At 66.1% G+C, this 19,656-nt stretch carries 13 protein-coding genes; 8 read left to right on the top strand and 5 right to left on the bottom strand.

Annotated features, from left to right (window positions below; translation table 11 throughout):
* Window positions 1–2 precede the first annotated feature (2 nt).
* On the bottom strand, window positions 3–914 hold the full coding sequence (locus tag QZ613_RS19890; protein WP_291983717.1) for a histone deacetylase: 912 nt from the start codon (window positions 912–914) through the stop codon (window positions 3–5).
* A gap of 296 nt (window positions 915–1,210) precedes the next feature.
* On the opposite strand from QZ613_RS19890, the gene QZ613_RS19885 reads away from it, so the two are divergent.
* Window positions 1,211–1,930: a hypothetical protein gene (locus tag QZ613_RS19885; RefSeq protein ID WP_291866089.1), complete on the top strand. Its 720-nt coding sequence runs from the start codon at window positions 1,211–1,213 to the stop codon at window positions 1,928–1,930.
* Window positions 1,931–2,170: 240 nt separating this feature from the next.
* Entirely contained in the window at window positions 2,171–6,211 is a 4,041-nt protein-coding gene (purL, locus tag QZ613_RS19880) for a phosphoribosylformylglycinamidine synthase (RefSeq protein ID WP_291983716.1), read from the top strand.
* Between the two features lie 135 nt (window positions 6,212–6,346).
* On the opposite strand, the gene QZ613_RS19875 is transcribed toward purL, so the two are convergent.
* From QZ613_RS19875 to QZ613_RS19860, 4 genes are read right to left on the bottom strand one after another with little or no spacing between them, the layout of a single operon-like run.
* Window positions 6,347–7,135, bottom strand: a complete 789-nt coding sequence (locus tag QZ613_RS19875) for a peptidyl-prolyl cis-trans isomerase (protein ID WP_043563088.1) — start codon at window positions 7,133–7,135, stop codon at window positions 6,347–6,349.
* 58 nt (window positions 7,136–7,193) lie between these two features.
* Window positions 7,194–7,511 carry a BolA family protein gene (locus QZ613_RS19870; protein WP_043563086.1) on the bottom strand — a complete coding sequence of 106 codons (318 nt, stop codon included), beginning with the start codon at window positions 7,509–7,511 and terminating at the stop codon, window positions 7,194–7,196.
* Window positions 7,508–7,810: a YciI family protein gene (locus QZ613_RS19865; RefSeq protein ID WP_043563302.1), complete on the bottom strand. Its 303-nt coding sequence runs from the start codon at window positions 7,808–7,810 to the stop codon at window positions 7,508–7,510. Before QZ613_RS19865 ends, QZ613_RS19870 begins: the two co-directional genes overlap by 4 nt.
* The gene (locus QZ613_RS19860) at window positions 7,810–8,343 is read right to left on the bottom strand and encodes a septation protein A (protein ID WP_291866094.1); all 534 of its coding nucleotides are present in this window, start codon (window positions 8,341–8,343) and stop codon (window positions 7,810–7,812) included. The genes QZ613_RS19865 and QZ613_RS19860 overlap by 1 nt, the downstream gene beginning before the upstream one ends.
* A 196-nt stretch (window positions 8,344–8,539) precedes the next feature.
* Here QZ613_RS19860 and QZ613_RS19855 point away from each other — a divergent pair, with 196 nt between their 5' ends.
* From QZ613_RS19855 to QZ613_RS19830, 6 genes are all read left to right on the top strand, one after another.
* Complete coding sequence (locus tag QZ613_RS19855; protein ID WP_291983714.1) at window positions 8,540–9,829, top strand: MATE family efflux transporter; 1,290 nt, start codon at window positions 8,540–8,542, stop codon at window positions 9,827–9,829.
* Window positions 9,830–10,103: 274 nt separating this feature from the next.
* Entirely contained in the window at window positions 10,104–10,562 is a 459-nt protein-coding gene (locus QZ613_RS19850) for a rhodanese-like domain-containing protein (protein ID WP_043563082.1), read from the top strand.
* A 34-nt stretch (window positions 10,563–10,596) separates the two neighbouring features.
* Complete coding sequence (locus QZ613_RS19845; protein WP_291866100.1) at window positions 10,597–13,455, top strand: response regulator; 2,859 nt, start codon at window positions 10,597–10,599, stop codon at window positions 13,453–13,455.
* 91 nt (window positions 13,456–13,546) lie between these two features.
* The gene (locus tag QZ613_RS19840) at window positions 13,547–16,294 is read left to right on the top strand and encodes a hybrid sensor histidine kinase/response regulator (protein ID WP_291983712.1); all 2,748 of its coding nucleotides are present in this window, start codon (window positions 13,547–13,549) and stop codon (window positions 16,292–16,294) included.
* Entirely contained in the window at window positions 16,281–18,392 is a 2,112-nt protein-coding gene (locus QZ613_RS19835) for an EAL domain-containing protein (RefSeq protein ID WP_043563081.1), read from the top strand. The genes QZ613_RS19840 and QZ613_RS19835 overlap by 14 nt, the downstream gene beginning before the upstream one ends.
* 67 nt (window positions 18,393–18,459) lie before the next feature.
* Complete coding sequence (locus QZ613_RS19830) at window positions 18,460–19,515, top strand: GGDEF domain-containing protein (protein ID WP_291865002.1); 1,056 nt, start codon at window positions 18,460–18,462, stop codon at window positions 19,513–19,515.
* The last annotated feature ends 141 nt before the right edge of the window (window positions 19,516–19,656 follow it).

Here is a 19,656-nt window from a genome sequence, read left to right as displayed (position 1 = left end):
TACTAGCCCAGAAGAGGATTGAACATCTGCCGCGCGGCAAGCACCGTTTGGCAATGGATGCGCACCGTGTCGTCGATGTCGCGTGCGTAGCCGCCGGCCATGGCGATGGCCACCGGGACAGCGCGCTGGCGGCAGGCGGCAAGCACCATTTCGTCACGCGCCACCAGGCCCGCGAAGCTCAGCGCCAGTCGCCCGAGACGGTCGTCATGGTAGGGATCGGCGCCGGCCAGGTAGATCACCAGTTGCGGACGGGCAAGCGCGAAGACACGTTCGAGCGCGCCTGCCAGTTGCTCCAGGTACGCCGCATCGCCGGTCGCGTCGGGCAATTCGATGTCGAGATCGCTGCTCGCCTTGCGAAAAGGGAAATTGCGCGCACCGTGCATCGAAAAAGTGAAGATTGCTGGATCGTCGGCACAGATGCTCGCCGTACCGTTTCCCTGATGGACGTCAAGGTCGATCACCGCGACGCGTTGCAGCAGACCCTCGGCCCGCAGCGTGCGGGCAGCCACCGCCGCGTCGTTGAAAACGCAGAATCCCTCGCCATGCGCCGCATGCGCGTGGTGCGTCCCGCCCGCCAAATTGACCGCGCAGCCGGTGTCCAGCGCCGCCCGGCAGGCGGCCATCGTCGCCCCCGCCGAACGCCGCGACCGTTCGACCATGCCCGGGCTCCACGGAAAACCGATGCGCCGCACCTCGGCAGCGCTCAATTCCCCCGCGCTCACCCGCGCGACGTAAGCCGCGTCGTGGGCACGGCAAAGCTCTTCGGTCGTGGCGGCCTCCGGGGTCTCGAAGTCGCCGTGAACAAAGGCGCCGGAAGCACGCAAGCGCTCGCGCAGGCGCGCGTACTTTTCCATCGGAAAACGATGGCCGGCGGGTAGCGGCAGGACGAAGACGTCGGTATAGAAGAGTTTCACGAGGACGGCCAACGGGAAAGGCAGCCCGATTCTAGCCGACGTGGGTTGCCACGGGCCGCTGGAGATCGTCCGATGAATCGGGCTCCTCCCGGCCGCCACGGGCAAAATCGGGGACGTGCCGCGAGAGCGGCCCCGCTTGGACAGGTGATCTTGACGCAGGGGACGCACCTCGACAGTTTGAACTTGTGCCCTTGAGCAGGGGTCAAGACCCCGACTTGCGCGCCAATGGTGGTCGGACTTGAAATGACATTGGCGATTATTTTGGATGACACTTTTTTGTTAGAGGTTGCCTGACGATGCACATCTCCGTTCTATGCATGCTGTTTCTCGTAATCACGCCAACGATCGGAAACGCCCAGATTTCATTCGACAGCCTGAAGGAAGGCGCCGCCCGGGCAGCCAGTGCGGTCGGCGAAACGACGGGAAGTGCGGTCGATGCCGCCGGAAAAGTCGCGGGAAAGGCCACCGGAGCGCTCAAGGAGAACGTCGATGGCACCACGGAGAGCCTGGGAGACGAGGCGACGCCCGAAGCGACGCGTGCCAAGCTCGATGCAATGGCGAGAAGGACGCTGGCGCGGCTGTTCGCGGAGCAACCGGATAGCCGCGACCTGTTCGATCGCAGCGCCGGTTACGCGGTGTTCGACAAACGCGAAGCAAGCTTCTACCTCGTCGCCGGCTACGGGCGAGGGGTTGCGGTCGACGCCGACAGCGATGCCCGCGTCTATATGAAGATGGCGACCACCGGCGGCAGCCTGAGTTTCGGTCTCGGCGGCTTCGCGTCGCATGTGGTAATCCTCTTCGAGAACAGCGCCGAGCTCGAGAAATTCATTGCCCGGGGCCTGGATGCCGCCGCCGAGGTGGGCACCATGGCCGGCGAGCAAAAGGATCAGTTCGCGCTGCGTTTCAACGAAGGCAAGGCCGTGTTCGTGTTGACCAACAACGGTTGGAAAGTCGAGGCCAAGCTCACCGGATCGCGCTACTGGCCGGACAGAGCGCTCAATCCGCAGGCGAATTAACAGCCGAATTAGCAGGCAGCCGGAGCTCGCGCAACCGACCTGGGTCGGCCGCGACAGGGTCTTCCCGGCGCCTCGTCTTACTCCGATCGGCGAGCCATGGCAGGACCTCCCGAAGCCCCGCCGGCAAGCGCACGACCGCCGGAGCAGCGCCGCGGTCGGCTATAATCGCGGCTCCTCGCCGGTCTTTCCTGGCTTCCCTTCCGCGCAGCCTTGCCTGCCCTTCTCTGCAGCCCGCCCGCCATGGCCGATATCCTGTTTCTCCGCGGTGCCACCGCGTTTTCGTCTTTCCGTCTGCAGGGTCTGCAGCAGCGTGTCGCTGCCAGCGTTCCCGGCGTCGCCGGGATGCGCCTCGCCGCTGCCGACTACTGGCACTTCGTCGCCCAGCGCAGCGCACTCGGCGCAGGCGAGCGTCGGCAACTCGCCGAACTGCTCGAAGAACAGGCCGCGCAGTCCACCGACGGCGAAGGCGAACTCTTCCTGGTCACCCCCCGCGTCGGCACCATCTCGCCGTGGTCGTCGAAGGCCACCGACATCGCCTGGAACAGCGGCCTGCGCGCCGTCGAGCGCATCGAACGCGGCGTTGCCTTCCGGGTCGACGCCGGCAAGCGCCGCTTGTCGGCAGCCGAGCGCACAACGGTCGCCGCCCTGCTCCACGACCGCATGCTGGAAACGGTGCTCGACGACTTCGCGCAGACCGCCGACCTCTTCCGCCACTTTCCACCGCAGCCACTGGCCAGCGTCGATCTGCTCGCCGGCGGTCACGCCGCACTGGCCGAGGCCAACGTGCGCCTGGGACTGGCGCTTTCGGACGACGAAGTCGATTACCTCGTCGACCTTTTCCTGAAGGCGCAGCGCAATCCGACCGACGTCGAGCTGATGATGTTCGCGCAAGCCAATTCGGAGCACTGCCGGCACAAGATCTTCAATGCCTCGTGGGTAATCGACGGGCAGGAACGCAGCGAGACGCTGTTCGGAATGATTCGCGAGACGCACGCGGCGCACCCGGCGGGAACCGTCGTTGCCTACTCGGACAATTCTTCGGTCATCGAAGGTGCCACCGTGCCACTGTTCCACCCCGGCGCGGATGGTCGCTACGTCTGGCACGAGGAACTGACGCACATCCTGGCCAAGGTCGAGACGCACAACCACCCGACGGCGATTTCGCCATTTCCGGGCGCGGCGACCGGTTCCGGCGGCGAGATTCGCGACGAAGGCGCGACCGGCCGCGGCTCGAAACCGAAAGCCGGCCTGTGCGGTTTCTCGGTCTCCAACCTCAACATCCCCGGTGCCATGCAGCCCTGGGAAGCCGAATCGGCCGCCTACGGCCGACCGGCACGCATCGCTTCGCCGCTGGCCATCATGCTCGAGGGGCCGATCGGCGCCGCCGCCTTCAACAACGAATTTGGCCGCCCGAACCTGGCCGGCTATTTCCGCACCTACGAGCAGTTCACGGGGAGCGCCGACAGTCCTCAAGGGCGACTGCTGCGCGGCTACCACAAGCCGATCATGATCGCCGGCGGCGTCGGCAACATCGCCGCCAGCCAGTCGTTGAAGTCCGAAACCCTGCCCGCAGGCACCTTGCTGATCCAGCTCGGCGGTCCCGGAATGCTGATCGGCCTCGGCGGCGGAGCGGCCAGCTCGATGACCACCGGCAGCAACGCCGCCGACCTCGACTTCGCTTCGGTACAGCGCGGCAACCCGGAAATCCAGCGCCGCGCGCAGGAAGTCATCGACCGCTGCTGGCAGATGGGCGCCCCCGCTGGCGATGGTTCGGCGGCCGGCGACGGCAATCCGATTCTCTCGCTGCATGACGTCGGCGCCGGCGGCATTTCCAACGCCTTGCCCGAACTGGCGCACGGCGCCGGCTGCGGCGCGCGCTTCGAGCTGCGCGCGGTGAACATCGAGGAACCGGGAATGTCGCCGGCCGCAATCTGGTGCAACGAAGCGCAGGAACGCTACGTGATGGCCATCGCACCCGATCGCCTGGCCGAATTCACGGCGCTCTGCGCGCGCGAGCGCTGCCCCTTCGCGGTCGTCGGCGTAACCACCGGCGAGAAGCGCCTGGTCGTCGCCGACAGCCACTTCGGCAACCAGCCCGTCGATATGGACATGGACGCGCTGCTCGGCAAGCCGCCACGGATGACGCGCAGCGCCACGCACCTGCCACCGCTGGGCGTGCCTTTCGACGCCACCGCGGTGGATCTCAGGGAAGCAGCCGGCCGTGTGCTGCGCCTGCCGGCGGTCGCCGACAAGACGTTCCTGATCAGCATCGGCGACCGCAGCGTCGGCGGTCTGACCGCGCGTGACCAGATGGTCGGCCCGTGGCAGGTGCCCTGCGCCGACGTGGCGGTGACGCTGATGGCCTTTCACGGCTACCTCGGCGAAGCCTTCGCGATCGGCGAACGCACGCCATTGGCGGTGCTCGACACGCCCGCTTCCGGGCGCATGGCCGTCGGCGAGGCGATCACCAACATCGCCGCCGCCGACATCGCCGCGCTCGGCGACATCAAGCTGTCGGCCAACTGGATGGCTGCCGCCGGTTTCCCCGGCGAAGACGCGCGCCTGTTCGACACCGTGCGTGCGGTCTCCGACCTCTGCCAGCAGATCGGCGTCGCCGTCCCGGTCGGCAAGGATTCACTGTCGATGCGTACCGCGTGGCAGGAAGGCGGCGGCGAAGAAGCGGGCGAACAGAAGCAGGTCGTTTCGCCCCTGTCGCTGATCGTCACCGGCTTCGCGCGCGTCCAGGATGCCCGCCGGACGTTGACCCCGCAACTGGTGCTCGACGCCGGCGAGACCGACCTCCTGCTGATCGACCTCGGCGGCGGTCGCAACCGCCTCGGCGGTTCGGCGCTGGCGCAGGTGTTCAACGCCACCGGCAGCGAAGCACCGGACGTCGACGACCCGGCCCGCCTGGTCGCCTTCTTCGGCGCCGTCCGCAAGCTGGCCGCCGGCGATCTGCTGCTCGCCTACCACGACCGCTCCGACGGCGGCCTCTTCGCCACCGTCTGCGAAATGGCCTTCGCCGCGCACTGCGGCGTTTCGATCGACACCGACAGCCTGTGCTACGATCCGCTGATCAACGACGTCGACGGCAACGAGAAGCGGCCCGATCTGCTCGGCGGACGTTCCTTCGAGCTGCTGATGCGCGCGCTGTTCAGCGAGGAACTCGGCGCGGTGCTGCAGATTCGCCGGGCCGAGCGCAGCCAGGTGATGAATATTCTGCGGGCCGCCGGGCTCGGCGCCTGCAGCCAGTTCATCGGTTCGCCCAACCCCTGGGACCAGGTGCGCATCATCCGCAATGCCAAGGCGGTGCTCGCCGAACCGCGCGTCGAACTGCAACGCGCCTGGTCGGAAACCAGTTTCCGCATGCAGCAATTGCGCGACAACCCGGAATGCGCGCAGCAGGCTTACGACCGGATTCTCGATCGCGCCGACAGCGGCCTTTCGGTGACCCTGAGCTTCGATCCGGGCGACGATATTGCCGCGCCGATGATCAATAGCGGCGCGCGCCCGCGCGTCGCGATCCTGCGCGAACAGGGCGTCAACGGGCACGTCGAGATGGCCGCCGCTTTCGATCGCGCGGGCTTTGCCGCCATCGACGTACACATGAGCGACATCCTCGCCGGCCGCGTCGCGCTCGCCGACTTCAAGGGCGCCGTCGCTTGCGGCGGCTTTTCCTACGGGGACGTCCTCGGCGCCGGCCAGGGCTGGGCGCGGACGATCCTTTTCAACGCGCGCGCACGCGACAGCTTCTCGGCTTTCTTCGCCCGCCCGGACAGCTTCGCCCTCGGCGTCTGCAACGGCTGCCAGATGATGAGCGCGCTGAAGGAAATGATCCCCGGCGCTGGCGCCTGGCCGCGTTTCGAGCGCAACCGCGTCGAGCAGTTCGAAGCGCGCTTTTCGCTGGTCGAAGTGCCCGACTCGCCGTCCGCTTTTTTCGCCGGCATGACCGGCAGCAAGCTGCCGGTGGTCGTCTCGCACGGCGAGGGACGCGCGGTATTCACCTCGGCGGAGCAGCAGGCACGCGCCCTGGTAGCGATGCGTTACGTCGACCCGGCCGGGCAGCCGACCGAGCGCTATCCGGACAACCCGAACGGCTCGCCGGCCGGCATCACCGGTGTCACGACCGCTGACGGCCGTTTCACGATCATGATGCCGCACCCCGAACGCGTCTTCCGCAGCGTCCAGATGTCGTGGCGCCCGGCCGATTGGGACGCGCGCGGCTGGCACGATTCGCCCTGGCTAAGGATGTTCCGCAACGCGCGGCGCTGGGTGGGCTAATGCAGGACTGGTGTATGTAGAGATGCCGGAATGGCCACCGCGGGCCAGTTCGTCATCACCTTCAGAGGGCTGCCAGAATTGAAAAAAGCGCCGGCTTTGCCGGCGCCTTTTCTCATTGCGTACTACAGAGGCGAGTTACTGAATCTTCGCCTTGGCGCGCAGGTCGATGACCAGTTTCTGGATCTGTTCCTGCTGCAGCCGTTGCGCCAGTTGCTGCTTGATCTGGTCGAAGGGCGGCGGGGTCAGCGGGCGGCTGTCCTCGAGCAGGATCACGTGATAACCGAAATCGGTCTTCACCGGCGTTTCGGTGTACTTGCCCTTGGCGAGCCCGGTGACCGCGTCGCCAAACGGCTTGACGTAGTTGGCCGGGCTGCTCCAGCCGAGGTCGCCGCCTTTCTCGCGTGACCCCGGATCCTTCGACTGCTTGGCCAGGTCTTCGAATTTCTCGCCTTTCTTGAGCTTGACGATGATCAGCTTGGCGTCTTCTTCGTTTTCGACCAGCACATGGCGCACCTTGTACTCGGTACCGCCCATCTGGGCCTTGACGCGGTCATACGCGGCCTTGACCTGCTCGTCGCTGATCGGGTGCTTCTTGATGTAGTCCTGGATAAAGGCGCGGATAAAGATCGCCTGCCGTGCCAGATCGGCCTGCGCAGCGACGTCAGCTTGCTTGTCGAGGCCCATTTTCTTGGCTTCCTGGGCGAGCAACTCGCGGCGGATGAGTTCTTCCTTGATCGCGTTCTTCAGTTCGGGCGTCGCGGGGGTTCCCTGCGCCTCCTGTTCGGCCAGGAAGGCGCCGGCAACGTTGTCGGAAATGGCGACGCCGTTTACGGTCACCAGGGTACCGCCTTTGGCCGCGACCGCCGGCAGGGAAATCATTGCGCCGAGCAGCAGCGCGCTAGCCAGCTTGGTGAGTTTGTGCATGTCTGTCTTCCTTCTGTTGGAGTGAGATTCGATTTGTGGATTGGTGAAACAAGCCTGATCAGGAGTTGACCGCAGACGTCGAGGCAGCTTCATCGGGAGTCAGCGCCTTGATGCTCAGTGCGTGAATCGCACTCCGCATCAGATCGCCAAGAGCGTCATGAACCATGCGGTGCCTGGCGACACGGCTGTGGCCGACAAAGGCGGGCGATACGATCAGCAGGCGATAGTGCGCGCCGCCGCCACGGGCCCCTTCGTGACCGGCGTGCCGAGCCGAGTCGTCGATCAGCTCGCTACGTAGTGGTGTCAGAACCGCCAGCCTCTGCTGGATGACCCCTTCCCTGTCGGCAGGAGCACCGGCAGCGTGCTGATCGCTCACGCCGGCAGGGCTTTCTTGAACGGCTTGACGGAGACCGACTGGTAAACGCCGGCGGCCACATAGGGGTCAAGGTCAGCCCACGCGCGCGCCGCTGCAAGCGAGGAAAACTCGGCGACTATCAGGCTTCCCGAGAAACCGGCTGGCCCGGGGTCCGGAGAGTCGATCGCCGGAAAGGGGCCGGCCAGGAGCAGGCGGCCTTCTGCTTCCAGCGCCTGCAGACGGGCGATGTGCGCCGGCCGGGCCGCGAGCCGGTCGGCAAGCGAATCCGGGCGGTCTTCGCCGACGATGGCGTAAAGCATCATTCCTTCTCCTCGATATGCTTCGACAACAGCAAGCCCTGCGCGAGCACAAAGACCAGCGTCAGGCCAGTGGCGCCGAAGAGCTTGAAGTTGACCCAGTCGTCAGTCGAAAAGTTGAAAGCGACCAGGAGATTGACGATTCCCATGAACACGAAGAATCCCATCCACGCCCAGTTGAGCTTGTCCCAGGCAGCGTCGGGCAGATCCATCTGTCCGGCCATCAGCAGGCGAATCAGGTTCTTGCGGCGAAAGAGCACGCCGCCGAGCAAGGTCGCGGCAAACGCCCAGTAGAGGATCGTCGGTTTCCACTTGATGAACGCTTCATCATGCAGGAGCAGGGTCATGCCGCCAAAGACGGTGATCACCGCCAGGCTGACCCAGAGCATGGTGTCGATCTTGCGGCCCCTGAAGAGCAGCCAGGCGATCTGCGCAAAAGTGGCGACGATGGCCACTCCGGTGGCGACATAGAGGTCGGCGACCTTGTAAGCAACGAAAAAAAGGATGACGGGAAAGAGGTCGAAGAGAAACTTCATCAGGACGAGCCGCAAAAATATCCGTCGATTATGGCCGATTTGCCGCGCCGCTGTCCATTTTCGAGAAACCCGTGCGGCCGTTCACGGCAGCGCCCGACGCGCGCGCCAGGAAAATCGGGTAGCCTTGGTGGCCCCGTCGCTCTGACCACCGATGCTCGCCCAACAATCCCGCCTGATTGTCGCGCATGCGACACCAATGCTGATCGCGCAGCTGACGTCGATGGGCATGATGGTCATCGACACCGCCCTGCTCGGCCACTACGGGACAGAAGACCTGGCGGCGGTGGCCGTCGGCGGCGGCATCTACATCTCGGTGCTGTTTGCCTTCGCCGGCATCCTGCAGGCCGTCGCGCCATGCGTCGCCCACCTGCGTGGCGCCGGCCGGGGGAACGAGATCGCCGGCGCCCTGCAACAGGCGTTCTGGCTGGCGCTGCTGCTGACCGTGCCCGGCATTCTCATTCTGCTCCACCCCGAGCCGCTGTTCGCGCTCTCGCGAATCGACCCGGGCGTCGAAGAGAAAGCACGCGCCTACCTGAGCCTGCTCGCCGTGGGACTGCCGGCGGCGCTCATCTACCGGACCTTCCACGCCTTCTGCAACGCGCTTGGCAAACCCCGCCCGCTGCTGGTCATCAGCATCGCCAGCACCCTGCTGCACGCGCTGCTGGCATCGCTCCTGGTCACCGGGCGCTGGGGTGGCGAAGCGCTCGGCGTCCTCGGCTGCGGCATCTCGAACTCCGTCGTCGGCTGGTTCTCGATGCTCGCCGCGGCCGGCTACCTGATGTTCGCCAAGGCACTGCAGCGCTACCAGCCACTCGCCAACTGGCAGGCGCCGCGCCGCCGCCCGCTGGTTGAACTGCTGCGCCTCGGCGTGCCGATGGGCTTCTCGAACTTTGTCGAGATCTCCTCGTTTACGCTAATGGCGCTGTTCATCGCCCAACTCGGGGCGACGGTGGTCGCCGGTCACCGCATCGTCGCCAACCTCGCCGCTCTCTGCTACATGTTGCCGCTGGCGCTGGCCATTGCCACGCTGGCGCAGGTCGGCTACAACGCCGGCGCACGCGACTGGCCACGCGCGCAGGCTTCGGCAACGGCCGGCCTGTTGCTCGCCGGCGTCCTGTCGACGCTGCTCGGCGGGCTGCTCTGGCTGCTCGCCGTGCCGCTGACCGCCGCTTACAGCGACGACCCCGCGGTCAGGTCCGTGGCCCTGGGGCTGCTCGGCTACGTCGCCTTCTACCAGCTTTTCGACGCCGTGCAGACGATCGCCGCGCACGCGCTGCGCGGCTACCGGATTACCTTCATTCCCATGTTGGTGCACGTCGTCTGCTTCTGGGGTGTCGGCCTCGGCGGCGGCTGGGTGCTGGCCTTCACGGGCAGTCGCCCGCTCGGTGCCGCCGGCTTCTGGTTGGCCTCCCTGCTGGGCCTCGTACTCGCGTCGATCCTGCTCAGCACCCTGCTGCGACGCGCGCTGCAGTGGGTGGAGGAGTAGCCTGCGACCGCGCTCGGCGCGGGCGAAGCGACGGCAGTCGTCGAGTCCCTGTACGGCGAGTTCGACGGTCTCGCCGAGCGAGCATCTTCCTGCGGCAAGGAGTGGGGATCGTCCGAGTCCGCGCGATGCACTGGCGCGGGCCAATCCGGCAGCGAAGGGGCGGAACACTGGGTCGAGCCATAAAGTTTCCGCTCGGATTGCCGTTTCATGACCTGAATCGCGGCAAGACCAAGGCCGCGCAATGCTTTCTTGACCCCTTGCAGGAGAAATCCCGATGTTCACCAGACTGTTACTGAGCCTCGTCGTTGCCCTGACCCTCGCCAGCACGCCGAGCGCTGCGGTCGACTCGAGGCCGGAAACGCCGACCACCATCAGTCACGCAAAGATCATCTCCGTCGACGAGGCCAGGATCTTGCTCGAGACGAAAGCAGCCCGCGTCTTCGATACCCGCAACGCGCTCAACTTCGGGAAGGGCCACGTCCCTGGCGCGACCCTTCTCGCCTACAAGGAAAAAAGCGAGTTCGCAGCCGATTTCGACGCGTCGCAGGACTCCTTCGACCTCAGCAAGCTGCCCGCCGACAAGAACGCCACGATCGTCATTTACAGCCATGGCCCGCAAGGCTGGAAGTCGTACAAGGCGGCCGTATTGTCGGCCAGGGCGGGATACCGGAACGTGCTCTGGATGCGCGAGGGTTTCGCCGGCTGGACGGCGCTGGGTCTGGCGGTCGAATAGCCGGCGCGACACGCCGTCAATGGCGAAGGCACCCATGACACTACGCGCCCGGCTGCTCAGTATCGTCCTGCTTTCACTGGCCTTGGTCAGCTTTCTGATCGCGGCAGTGGTGCACGGCTACGGAAGCATCGAGAACAAATCGGCAATGGCCGATACCGCTGCCGAGCAGTTCATCAGCCTGCAGCTGGCCTTGCGCGGGCTCGACGAGACGGTCCTCACCGAAGGCACCGCTGCCGCCCGGCGGCTGGTTGCCGAGAGCATGCACAGGGTCGCCAGAACATGGCCGACATTGATCGCGAAAAGCGATGACCCCGCGCAGCAGGCGCAACTGAAAAGTGTCTTGCAGCCCCGTTGGCGAGAATTCAGCGATGGCGTCGACAGCTTTCTGGCGATTCGACTGCCGGGCCCCGATAACGACGAAGCGATGATCGCCTTCGGCAGATTGATCACCCAGGCCCAGCGGTTGAGCGCCGAGCTCGACGAGCTGCGCGTCTCGGCCAGGGCGTCGGCTGTGGCCGAGGCAGACCGCCTGAGGGGTCTCGCAACCGCCGGTGTGGTGTTCATGACCATCGCTCTGCTGGCGACCTTCGTCTGGGCTTACCGCGGCATCATGCGGCCGATCTCGAGCCTCGTCGGAGCCATGAGCGAGGTGTCGCAGGGCGGCAACTACGGCGCCCGCGCGGCGGTCGCGTCAAACGACGAGATCGGCGCCCTGGCCAGGGGGTTCAACGTCATGCTCGAACAGATCGAGGATCGCGACCAGCGCCTGGCCGCGCACCGCGACGTTCTGGAAAACGAAGTCGAGCTGCGCACCAGCGAACTGCGCCAGGCCAAGGACCTGGCCGAAGCCGGCAGCCGCGCCAAGAGCGAATTCCTGGCTACCATGAGCCACGAGATCCGCACGCCGATGAACGGCATCCTCGGGATGACCGAACTGCTGCGCAGCACGACGCTCACCGCCCAGCAACGCCGCTTCACCGACGCCGTCTACCAGTCCGGCGAGCACCTGCTGAACATCATCAACGACATCCTCGACTTCTCGAAGATCGAAGCCGGCCGGCTGGAGATCGAGAGCATCAATTTCAACCTCCGCCAACTGATCGAGGACGTTGGCTGCCTGTTCGCCCAGGCGGCCGAGGCCAAGGGCCTGGAGATGGTCTGCAGCGTGCCGCACGACCTGCCGGTGGCGGTCCGTGGCGACCCGGTACGCATCCGCCAGATCATGACCAACCTGGTCAGCAACGCGATCAAGTTCACCGCCGCGGGCGAGGTCGTCGTTCGCCTCACCCTGCTGGCCGAGGACGCCGCGCAGGCCCGCTTCCGTTTCGAAGTCGAGGATAGCGGCATCGGCATCGACGCGCAGGCGCAGGAGCGCGTGTTCAGCGCCTTCATCCAGGCCGACAGTTCGACCACCCGCCAGTACGGTGGCAGTGGCCTGGGCCTGGCCATCGCCAGACGCCTGGTCGAGACGATGGAGGGAGAAATCGGCCTGCACAGCGAGCCCGGGCACGGCACGCTGTTCTGGTTCGAGATCCCGCTGCTCAAGCAGGACGAGCAGGCGCGCGCCGTGGTCGATATGGCCGAACGCCTGAGCGGCTTGCGCGTGCTGGTCGTCGATGACAACGCCACCAATCGCGAGATCCTCGCCCACCAGCTCGCCGGCTGGTCGATGCACGCGGCCGACGCGGGCAGCGGGCGCGAGGCGCTGCAGACCCTGCAGCAAGCGAGTGCCGAGCCTTTCGACCTCGCCATCCTCGATCTGCACATGCCCGAGATGGACGGTTTCACCCTCGCCCAGGCGATCAAGGCGGAAACCCGTTGGCAAGGCCTGCCGCTGGTGATGCTGTCGTCGGTCAGCGTCAGCAGCGATCAGGCACGCCGGCGGCAGGCACCGATCGATTACTACCTGACCAAGCCGGTGCGCCAGTCGGATCTCTACGACGCGATCGCCACGGCGATGTCGCAACAGACGCTGACCGGCAGGTCGGCACAGGCCCTGTCCCTGCCTTCAGCGCAGGCGGGCGTCGACGAACTGCCCGCGAAGCTGTGCGGTCGGGTTCTGGTGGCCGAAGACAACCCGGTCAATCAGCAGGTGGCGGCGGCCATGCTCGAGTCGCTGGGGCTGCATTGCAGCCTGGCCGACAACGGCCGCCGGGCGATCGAACGACTGCAGCAGGGCACCTTCGACCTCGTGCTGATGGATTGCCAGATGCCCGACATGGACGGTTTCGAGGCCACGGCCGAAATCCGCTCCCGGCAGGGCGACGGCCGCCTGCGCGGCGACTTGCCGATCATCGCCCTGACCGCCAACGCCGTCGACGGTGACCGCGAGCGCTGCCTGGCGGCGGGGATGGACGATTACCTGAGCAAGCCGTTCTCGCGTGAGCGCCTGCTCGCCACCTTGCAGCGCTGGCTGCCGCCGGCAAGCGACGACGCCGCGACCACCCCGCCGGCGGCGGATGCCCAGAGACCGCCCCTCCCCCGCGACGAGGACGCGGCCGGCAGCCGCGACGGGCCGCTCAACCCGCGCGCGCTCGACGCCATCCGCCGGCTGCCGGGACCGAACGGCGCCCTGCTGGTGCAGAAAGTGATCGCTGCCTATCTGGCCGACACCCCGCCACGTTTCGAGCACTTGCGCGCCGCCGCCGACGCGGGCGACGCCGAAGCCTTGCGCAAGGCCGCGCACGCGCTGAAATCGAGCAGCGCCAATGTCGGTGCCGAGCAGCTCGCAGGGCTGTGCAGGGAACTCGAAGCAATCGGCCAAAAAGGCAGCACCGCTGGCGTGGAAACGCTGCTCTCGGCTGCGGAAGACGAACTGGCACGTACCCTCGTGGCGCTGACGAACGAGCGGAGGCGGCCCGCCGAACATGTACTCGCCGAGCAGGAATTGTGATCGCCGTGTGCGTATTCAAGAAAGCTGCGCGCGTGCAGCGGCAGCGCCTTCCTCGGGGCTGCGGCATTGGTTTAGCGGTGGACTCAAGACCATGACCCGCCTGCCGAAAGCGGTAAACGCGCAAACGGCAGCAGCGTTCGATGCGGCCGGGCGACCCCGCGCCGCATCGAGCGTCGTGGAAGATCGGATCCCGGTGAAGCGCGACCAGCGCGTCCAGGCACAGTTGCTGCGTGTTGGCTACTCCCGACTGAGGGTTTCGGCGCTGCTGTCGATTGTCGTGACCCTTGCCTTCGGCGGCCTGCTGGTTCCCTACTTCCCGGCCGCCAGCCTGCTGCTGATCACGCTGTTGATCGTGGGCGTCAACGTTTGTCGATTGGCGCTCTGGTACGGACACCGGTACGCGAATCCGCCAGACGAGGCAACACCGGTGTGGACACGGGGCTTCTTCATGGGCGCAGTGGCGGCGGCGGCGACCTGGTCGTTCAGCATTGTCTTCCTGCATCAGGGCGCGAACGGCTTGCAGACCGCCTTTCTCGTCGTGTGGGTGATTGCCGTGACCGCTGTGGCCAGCAATTCGCTCGCCTCCCATCTTCCTTCGGTCATCGCCTTCATCTTTACGGCACTCGCTCCGATCGGCACGCTCCTGTTTGTCGCTGGCGAGCAGTTGGAGTCACTCGTCGGCCTTGCGGTATGGGGCGCCATCGTCGCCCTCGGCCTGACCGCCTATACGGCACATGTGACGACCCGGAAGATCATCGTTGGCGAGATCGAGCGCGCCGACGCACTGGCAGAAGCCGCTGCCGGCCGCAGTGCGGCCGAAGCCGGCAGCCGGGCGAAGAGCGAGTTTCTGGCGACCATGAGCCACGAGATTCGCACGCCGATGAACGGTGTTCTCGGGATGACCGAACTACTGCGCCAAACCAAGCTCAACGCGCAGCAACAGCGCTTCGCCGACGCCGTTTATCAGTCCGGCGAGCACCTGCTGGCGATCATCAACGACATCCTCGATTTCTCGAAGATCGAAGCTGGCAAGCTCGAACTCGAAAGCATTGACTTCAACCTCCGCCACCTGATCGAGGACATCGGCTGCCTGTTCGCCCGACCCGCCGACGCCAAGGGCCTCGAACTGGTCTGCAGCGTGCCCCACGAGTTGCCAGTGGCAGTCAGCGGCGATCCCGGTCGCTTGCGCCAGATTCTGACCAATCTGGTGAGCAATGCCGTCAAGTTCTCCAGCCGCGGCGACGTTGTCATCAGCGTCAAGGTCGTCAACGAAAGCCCGCAGCAGGCGCGTTTCCGTATCGAAGTCCAGGATAGCGGCGTCGGTATCAGCGAGGAAGCGCAAGCCCGGCTGTTCAACGCCTTCGTCCAGGCTGACAGCTCGACGACCCGGCAGTTTGGCGGCAGCGGCCTCGGGCTGGCCATCGCCAAACACCTGGTCGAGCTGATGAGCGGGCAGATCGGGCTGCTCAGCGAGGCCGGCCACGGCACGCTGTTCTGGTTCGAGATTCCGCTGCGCAAGCAGCAGTTCGCCGCGCAAGCGGTCTCGAACGGGAGCGATCACCTCGCCGGCCGTAGCGTGCTGGTCGTCGATGACAACGCGATCAGCCGCGAGATCCTCGCCCAGCAGCTCGCTGGTTGGTCGATGCGCTACACCGCTGTCGCCGACGGGCAGCAAGCGCTGCGGAAACTCGCTCAGACCGCCGGGCAGCCCTTCGATCTGCTGATCGTCGATCAGCACATGCCCGGCATGGACGGCTTCGAGCTGGCGCGCGCGATCCGCAGCGATGCGCGCTGGGCGAGCCTGCCAGTGCTCATGCTCTCGTCGGTCAGCGTCGCCACCGACCATCCGGATCGGTACCGCGCGCGCATCGACCACACCCTGAGCAAGCCCGTGCGCCAGTCCGATCTCCACGCGGCGCTGGCCACCGCCCTCGCGCGCCAGGCGCAGCGTCCCGCTGCCGCGCGGCTGCTATCGCCGCCACCGGCCGCCAGGATCGCGCCGCTGCAGCTGAGCGGGCGGGTACTGGTCGCCGAGGATAACCCGGTCAACCAGGCCGTGGCAGGCGCCATGCTCGAATCGCTCGGAGTCGCCTACAGCCTGGCCGACAACGGCCAGATCGCGCTCGATCGCCTGATCAACGAGGCTTTCGATCTCGTCCTCATGGATTGCCAGATGCCCGAAATGGACGGCTTCGAAGCGACGGCGCAAATCCGCGTTCGCCAGCGCGAGGGCCTGCTGCGCGACCATCTGCCGATCGTCGCGCTGACCGCCAACGCCGTCGAAGGTGACCGCGAACGCTGCCTGGCGGCGGGGATGGACGATTACCTGAGCAAGCCGTTCACGCGTGCGCACCTGGCCGCCGCCTTGCGGCGCTGGCTGCCGGGAAAAACGGCCACCGCCGCGGCCAAGCCTTCGCAGCCGAGCCCGCCGAGCCCCCCTGCCTCGTCGTCGACAGCCACCGACACTCCCTGTCGGATCAACCGGCGAGCGCTCGAGGCCATCCGCAGCCTGCCGGGACCCCATGGCGCCACGCTGCTCGGCAAGGTGATCGATGCCTACCTGGCCGATACGCCGCCCCGTCTTGCCCAGATGCAGGCGGCCGCCGCAGCCGGCGACGCCGAAGCCTTGCGCAAGGCCGCGCACGCGCTGAAATCCAGCAGCGCCAATCTCGGCGCCGAGTATCTGACAACGCTGTGCAGGCAACTCGAAGCCGTCACTCGCCAAGAAACCCTGGTCAGCGCAAAACCCCTCCTGCAGGAGGTAGAATTCGAGGTTCCACGCGTACTCGCCTCGCTGGCGACGATCATTGGCAAGAGGACAGACCATGACCCCGCCTGAGGAGGCCAAACGACCGACTGTGCTGATCGTCGACGACGACCACGTGATGCGCATGCTCGAACAGGAAACGCTGACCCAGTTCGACTTCGAAGTCAGCGTCGCCGCCGACGGCGAAGAGGCGCTGGCACTGCTGACCGGACAGCCTCCCGACCTGATCCTGCTCGACGTCGACATGCCCGGAGTGGACGGCTTCGCCGTTTGCCGACACATTCGCCAACGCTGGGACATGAGCGAAGTGCCGGTCATCATGGTCACCGGCATGGACGACATCGAGTCGATCAACCAGGCTTACCAGTCGGGCGCCAGCGACTTCATCTCCAAACCGATCAACTGGCCGATTCTCGGCCACCGTGCACGCTACGTGCTGCGCTCGGCGCAGGAGGCTCGGCAGTTGCGCGAACTGGAGGAGAAGCAGGCAGCGATCGTGCGCGCCATGCCGGACATGATCTTCCTGATGAATCGCTACGGCGTCCACCTCGACTACAAGGCGGGTTTCGGCGCCGAGCCCTACGTCCCGGCGAACGACTTCCTCGGCCGCAAGGTGTCGGAGGTCCTGCCGGGCGACGTTGCCGAGATCATTCTGCGTGGCGTGGAGCGCGCCAGCGAGTGTGGCGATCTGCAATCGGTGGTGTACCAGCTGTCGATGCCCGACGGCATCCATCACTATGAAGGGCGCATCGCACCGAGTGGTCCGGAAACCGTGGTCATGGTGGTGCGTGACATCACCCTGCAGAAGCTCAACGAGGAGAAGATACGGCGCCTGGCGTACTTCGACACGCTGACCGGCATGCCGAATCGGGAGAGCTTCCTCGAGAAGCTCGACCTGGAACTGCTGCGGGCGAGTCGCGCCAAGCGCCAGGTGGCGCTGCTGTTCCTCGATCTCGACGGCTTCAAGCGGGTCAACGACACCCTCGGGCACAGTGCCGGCGACTATCTTCTGCAGGCCGTCGCCGGACGACTGAAAGAAAAGCTGCGCGCCGGCGACCTGCTCACCCGGCCGGCACTGGAAAAAACGGGCCTGCACCTCGCGCGGCTGGGCGGCGACGAGTTTACCGTCGTCCTCCCCGACCTCGACGGCACGCAAACGGTGAGCATGGTTGCCGAGCGCCTGCAGGCGTTGCTCGGCCGGCCTTTCAGGATCGGCGGGCAGGAAATTACCGTCACCGCCAGCATCGGCATCGCCATCTTCCCCGAAGACGGCGACGACGCTGCGTCTCTACTCAAACACGCCGATACGGCGATGTATCACGCCAAGGACCAGGGTCGCAACAACTGGCAGCTGTACAACAGGTCGCTGACCGCCGAAACGATGGCCCGCATCCGGCTCGAGAACGACCTGCGCAAGGGCCTGGAGCGCGACGAATTTCGCCTCCTCTACCAGCCGCAGGTACGCGCCGACGACGGCACCATCGTCGGTCTCGAGGCGCTGATTCGCTGGCAGCACCCGGAGCACGGCGTCGTCTCACCGGCCCAGTTCATTCCCGTCGCCGAGGACAGCGGCCTGATCGTCGCCATCGGCGACTGGGTATTGCGCACCGCCTGCCGGCAGTTGTGCAGCTGGCAGGCGACGGGTCTGGAGACGCCGCGCGTGGCGGTGAACGTTTCGGCTCGTCAATTGCGCGCGCACGATTTCCTGGGCTCGGTCGCGGCGATCATCGCGGAAACGGGAATTGAACCCGGGCAGGTCGAACTGGAACTGACCGAGAGCATCCTGATGGAACCGGAGGCCCGGCGCATCGACGGCTTCCATCGGCTGCGCGCACTCGGCGTGCATTTCTCGATCGACGATTTCGGCACCGGATACTCGTCGCTGTCGTATGTCAAGCGCTTTCCGATCGGCATGTTGAAGATCGACCAGAGCTTCGTCCGTGGCCTGCCGGGCAACGCCGACGATGCGGGGATCACCACCGCGATCATCGCCATGGCCCACAGCCTCGGGCTGGAAGTGATCGCCGAAGGCGTCGAAACACGCGCCCAGCTCGACTTTCTGCGCCGGGCCAACTGTCAGAAAATCCAGGGTTATCTGTTCAGTCGACCGCGGCCGCCCGACGAGGTCGAGCAACTGCTGCGGCAGGGCAGCATTAGGCCGCCGCCATGAGCAGCCCCGGCAGGCAAACGACTGGGCAGGAACGGCTTGCAGAGCATCAGGACAAGAGAGAACAACAATGAGATACGAGCACACTTTCGCGCAAAGCGCCGAGTTCCTGCGCCAGGTGGTGAAGCGCATGGGTCAACAAAACGCCGGCCTGCATCCGTTCAGCTACGCGATCTGGTACGAATACGTGTCGGGAATCAATCGCGACCTGCAGATCGCGCTCGACGCGCGGATCAAGAGTGAAGGCAAGCTCGATGACGCCGCCACCTGCGCGCTGTATTACAAGCACGTCGCCGACCTGGACGCGAAAACGGCGCTACGCATCGGTGCCAGCGTCGGTCATCTGGTCGACCAGGTTGCCGACTCGGCGACCCACGCCGGCGACCAGGCCTCGCACTACGGCGAGTCGCTCGAACGCTGGGGCGAGACGCTGCAGCGCCCGGCAACGGCCAAGGGGGAGCCGCCACCCGGCCTCGCCGACATCCTGCGCGGCACACGCGAAATGCAGAAGGCGATCAGTGACCTGCACGAGCGCCTGGAGGAGAGCAGGCGCGAAGGGCAGGAACTCCGCCGGGAGGTCGCTCGCGCCCGCGAAGAGGCCCTGGTCGACGGTTTGACCGGACTGGCCAACCGCAAGGGATTCGATCTGGCCCTGAGTGCCTGCCTGCAAAAGGACGCCCCCGCTGGCCCCGGGCCTTGTCTGCTGATGATCGATCTCGACCGCTTCAAGCGGCTCAACGACGCGCACGGTCACCTGTTCGGCGACAGGGTGCTCGCCGGCGTCGGCGAAATGCTGCGCGCCAACGTGAAAGGCAAGGACACTGCCGCCCGCTACGGCGGCGAAGAGTTCGCCGTCATCCTGCCGCACACGCCGCGCGGTGGCGCGGTCGGGCTCGCCGAGTCCTTGCGCGCGCTGGTCGCTGCCAGCCGGATCAAGAATGGCAGCAACAACCAGACCTTGATCGGCAACATCACCGTGTCCATCGGTATCGCCGACTACGTCGTCGGCGAGTCGGCCGCCGACCTCATTGCCCGCGCCGATCAAGCGCTCTACGCCGCCAAGGCGCAGGGTCGCAATCGCGTCAATCTGGCGCCGCGCCCGCAGCCTGAAGCGGTCAGCAAGTGAGGTCCCGGCAAGTCTTCGCCGCCCGCGCCAACGGCGCTCACTCCAGGCATCGGCGGCGCTCGGTCACTACGCCTTGCGCGACCCTTGGTTAGCAGCGGCGAAGCTCGTATACTCGCCCGCCAGCAAGCAACGAAACTGGCG

The organism is Candidatus Accumulibacter sp. ACC005, from assembly GCF_907163215.1.
In the GTDB taxonomy this organism is placed as follows: Bacteria; Pseudomonadota; Gammaproteobacteria; order Burkholderiales; family Rhodocyclaceae; genus Accumulibacter; species Accumulibacter regalis.
The sequence above is the reverse complement of the archived record's forward strand: the minus strand, read 5'-3'. Positions and strand labels throughout refer to the sequence as shown.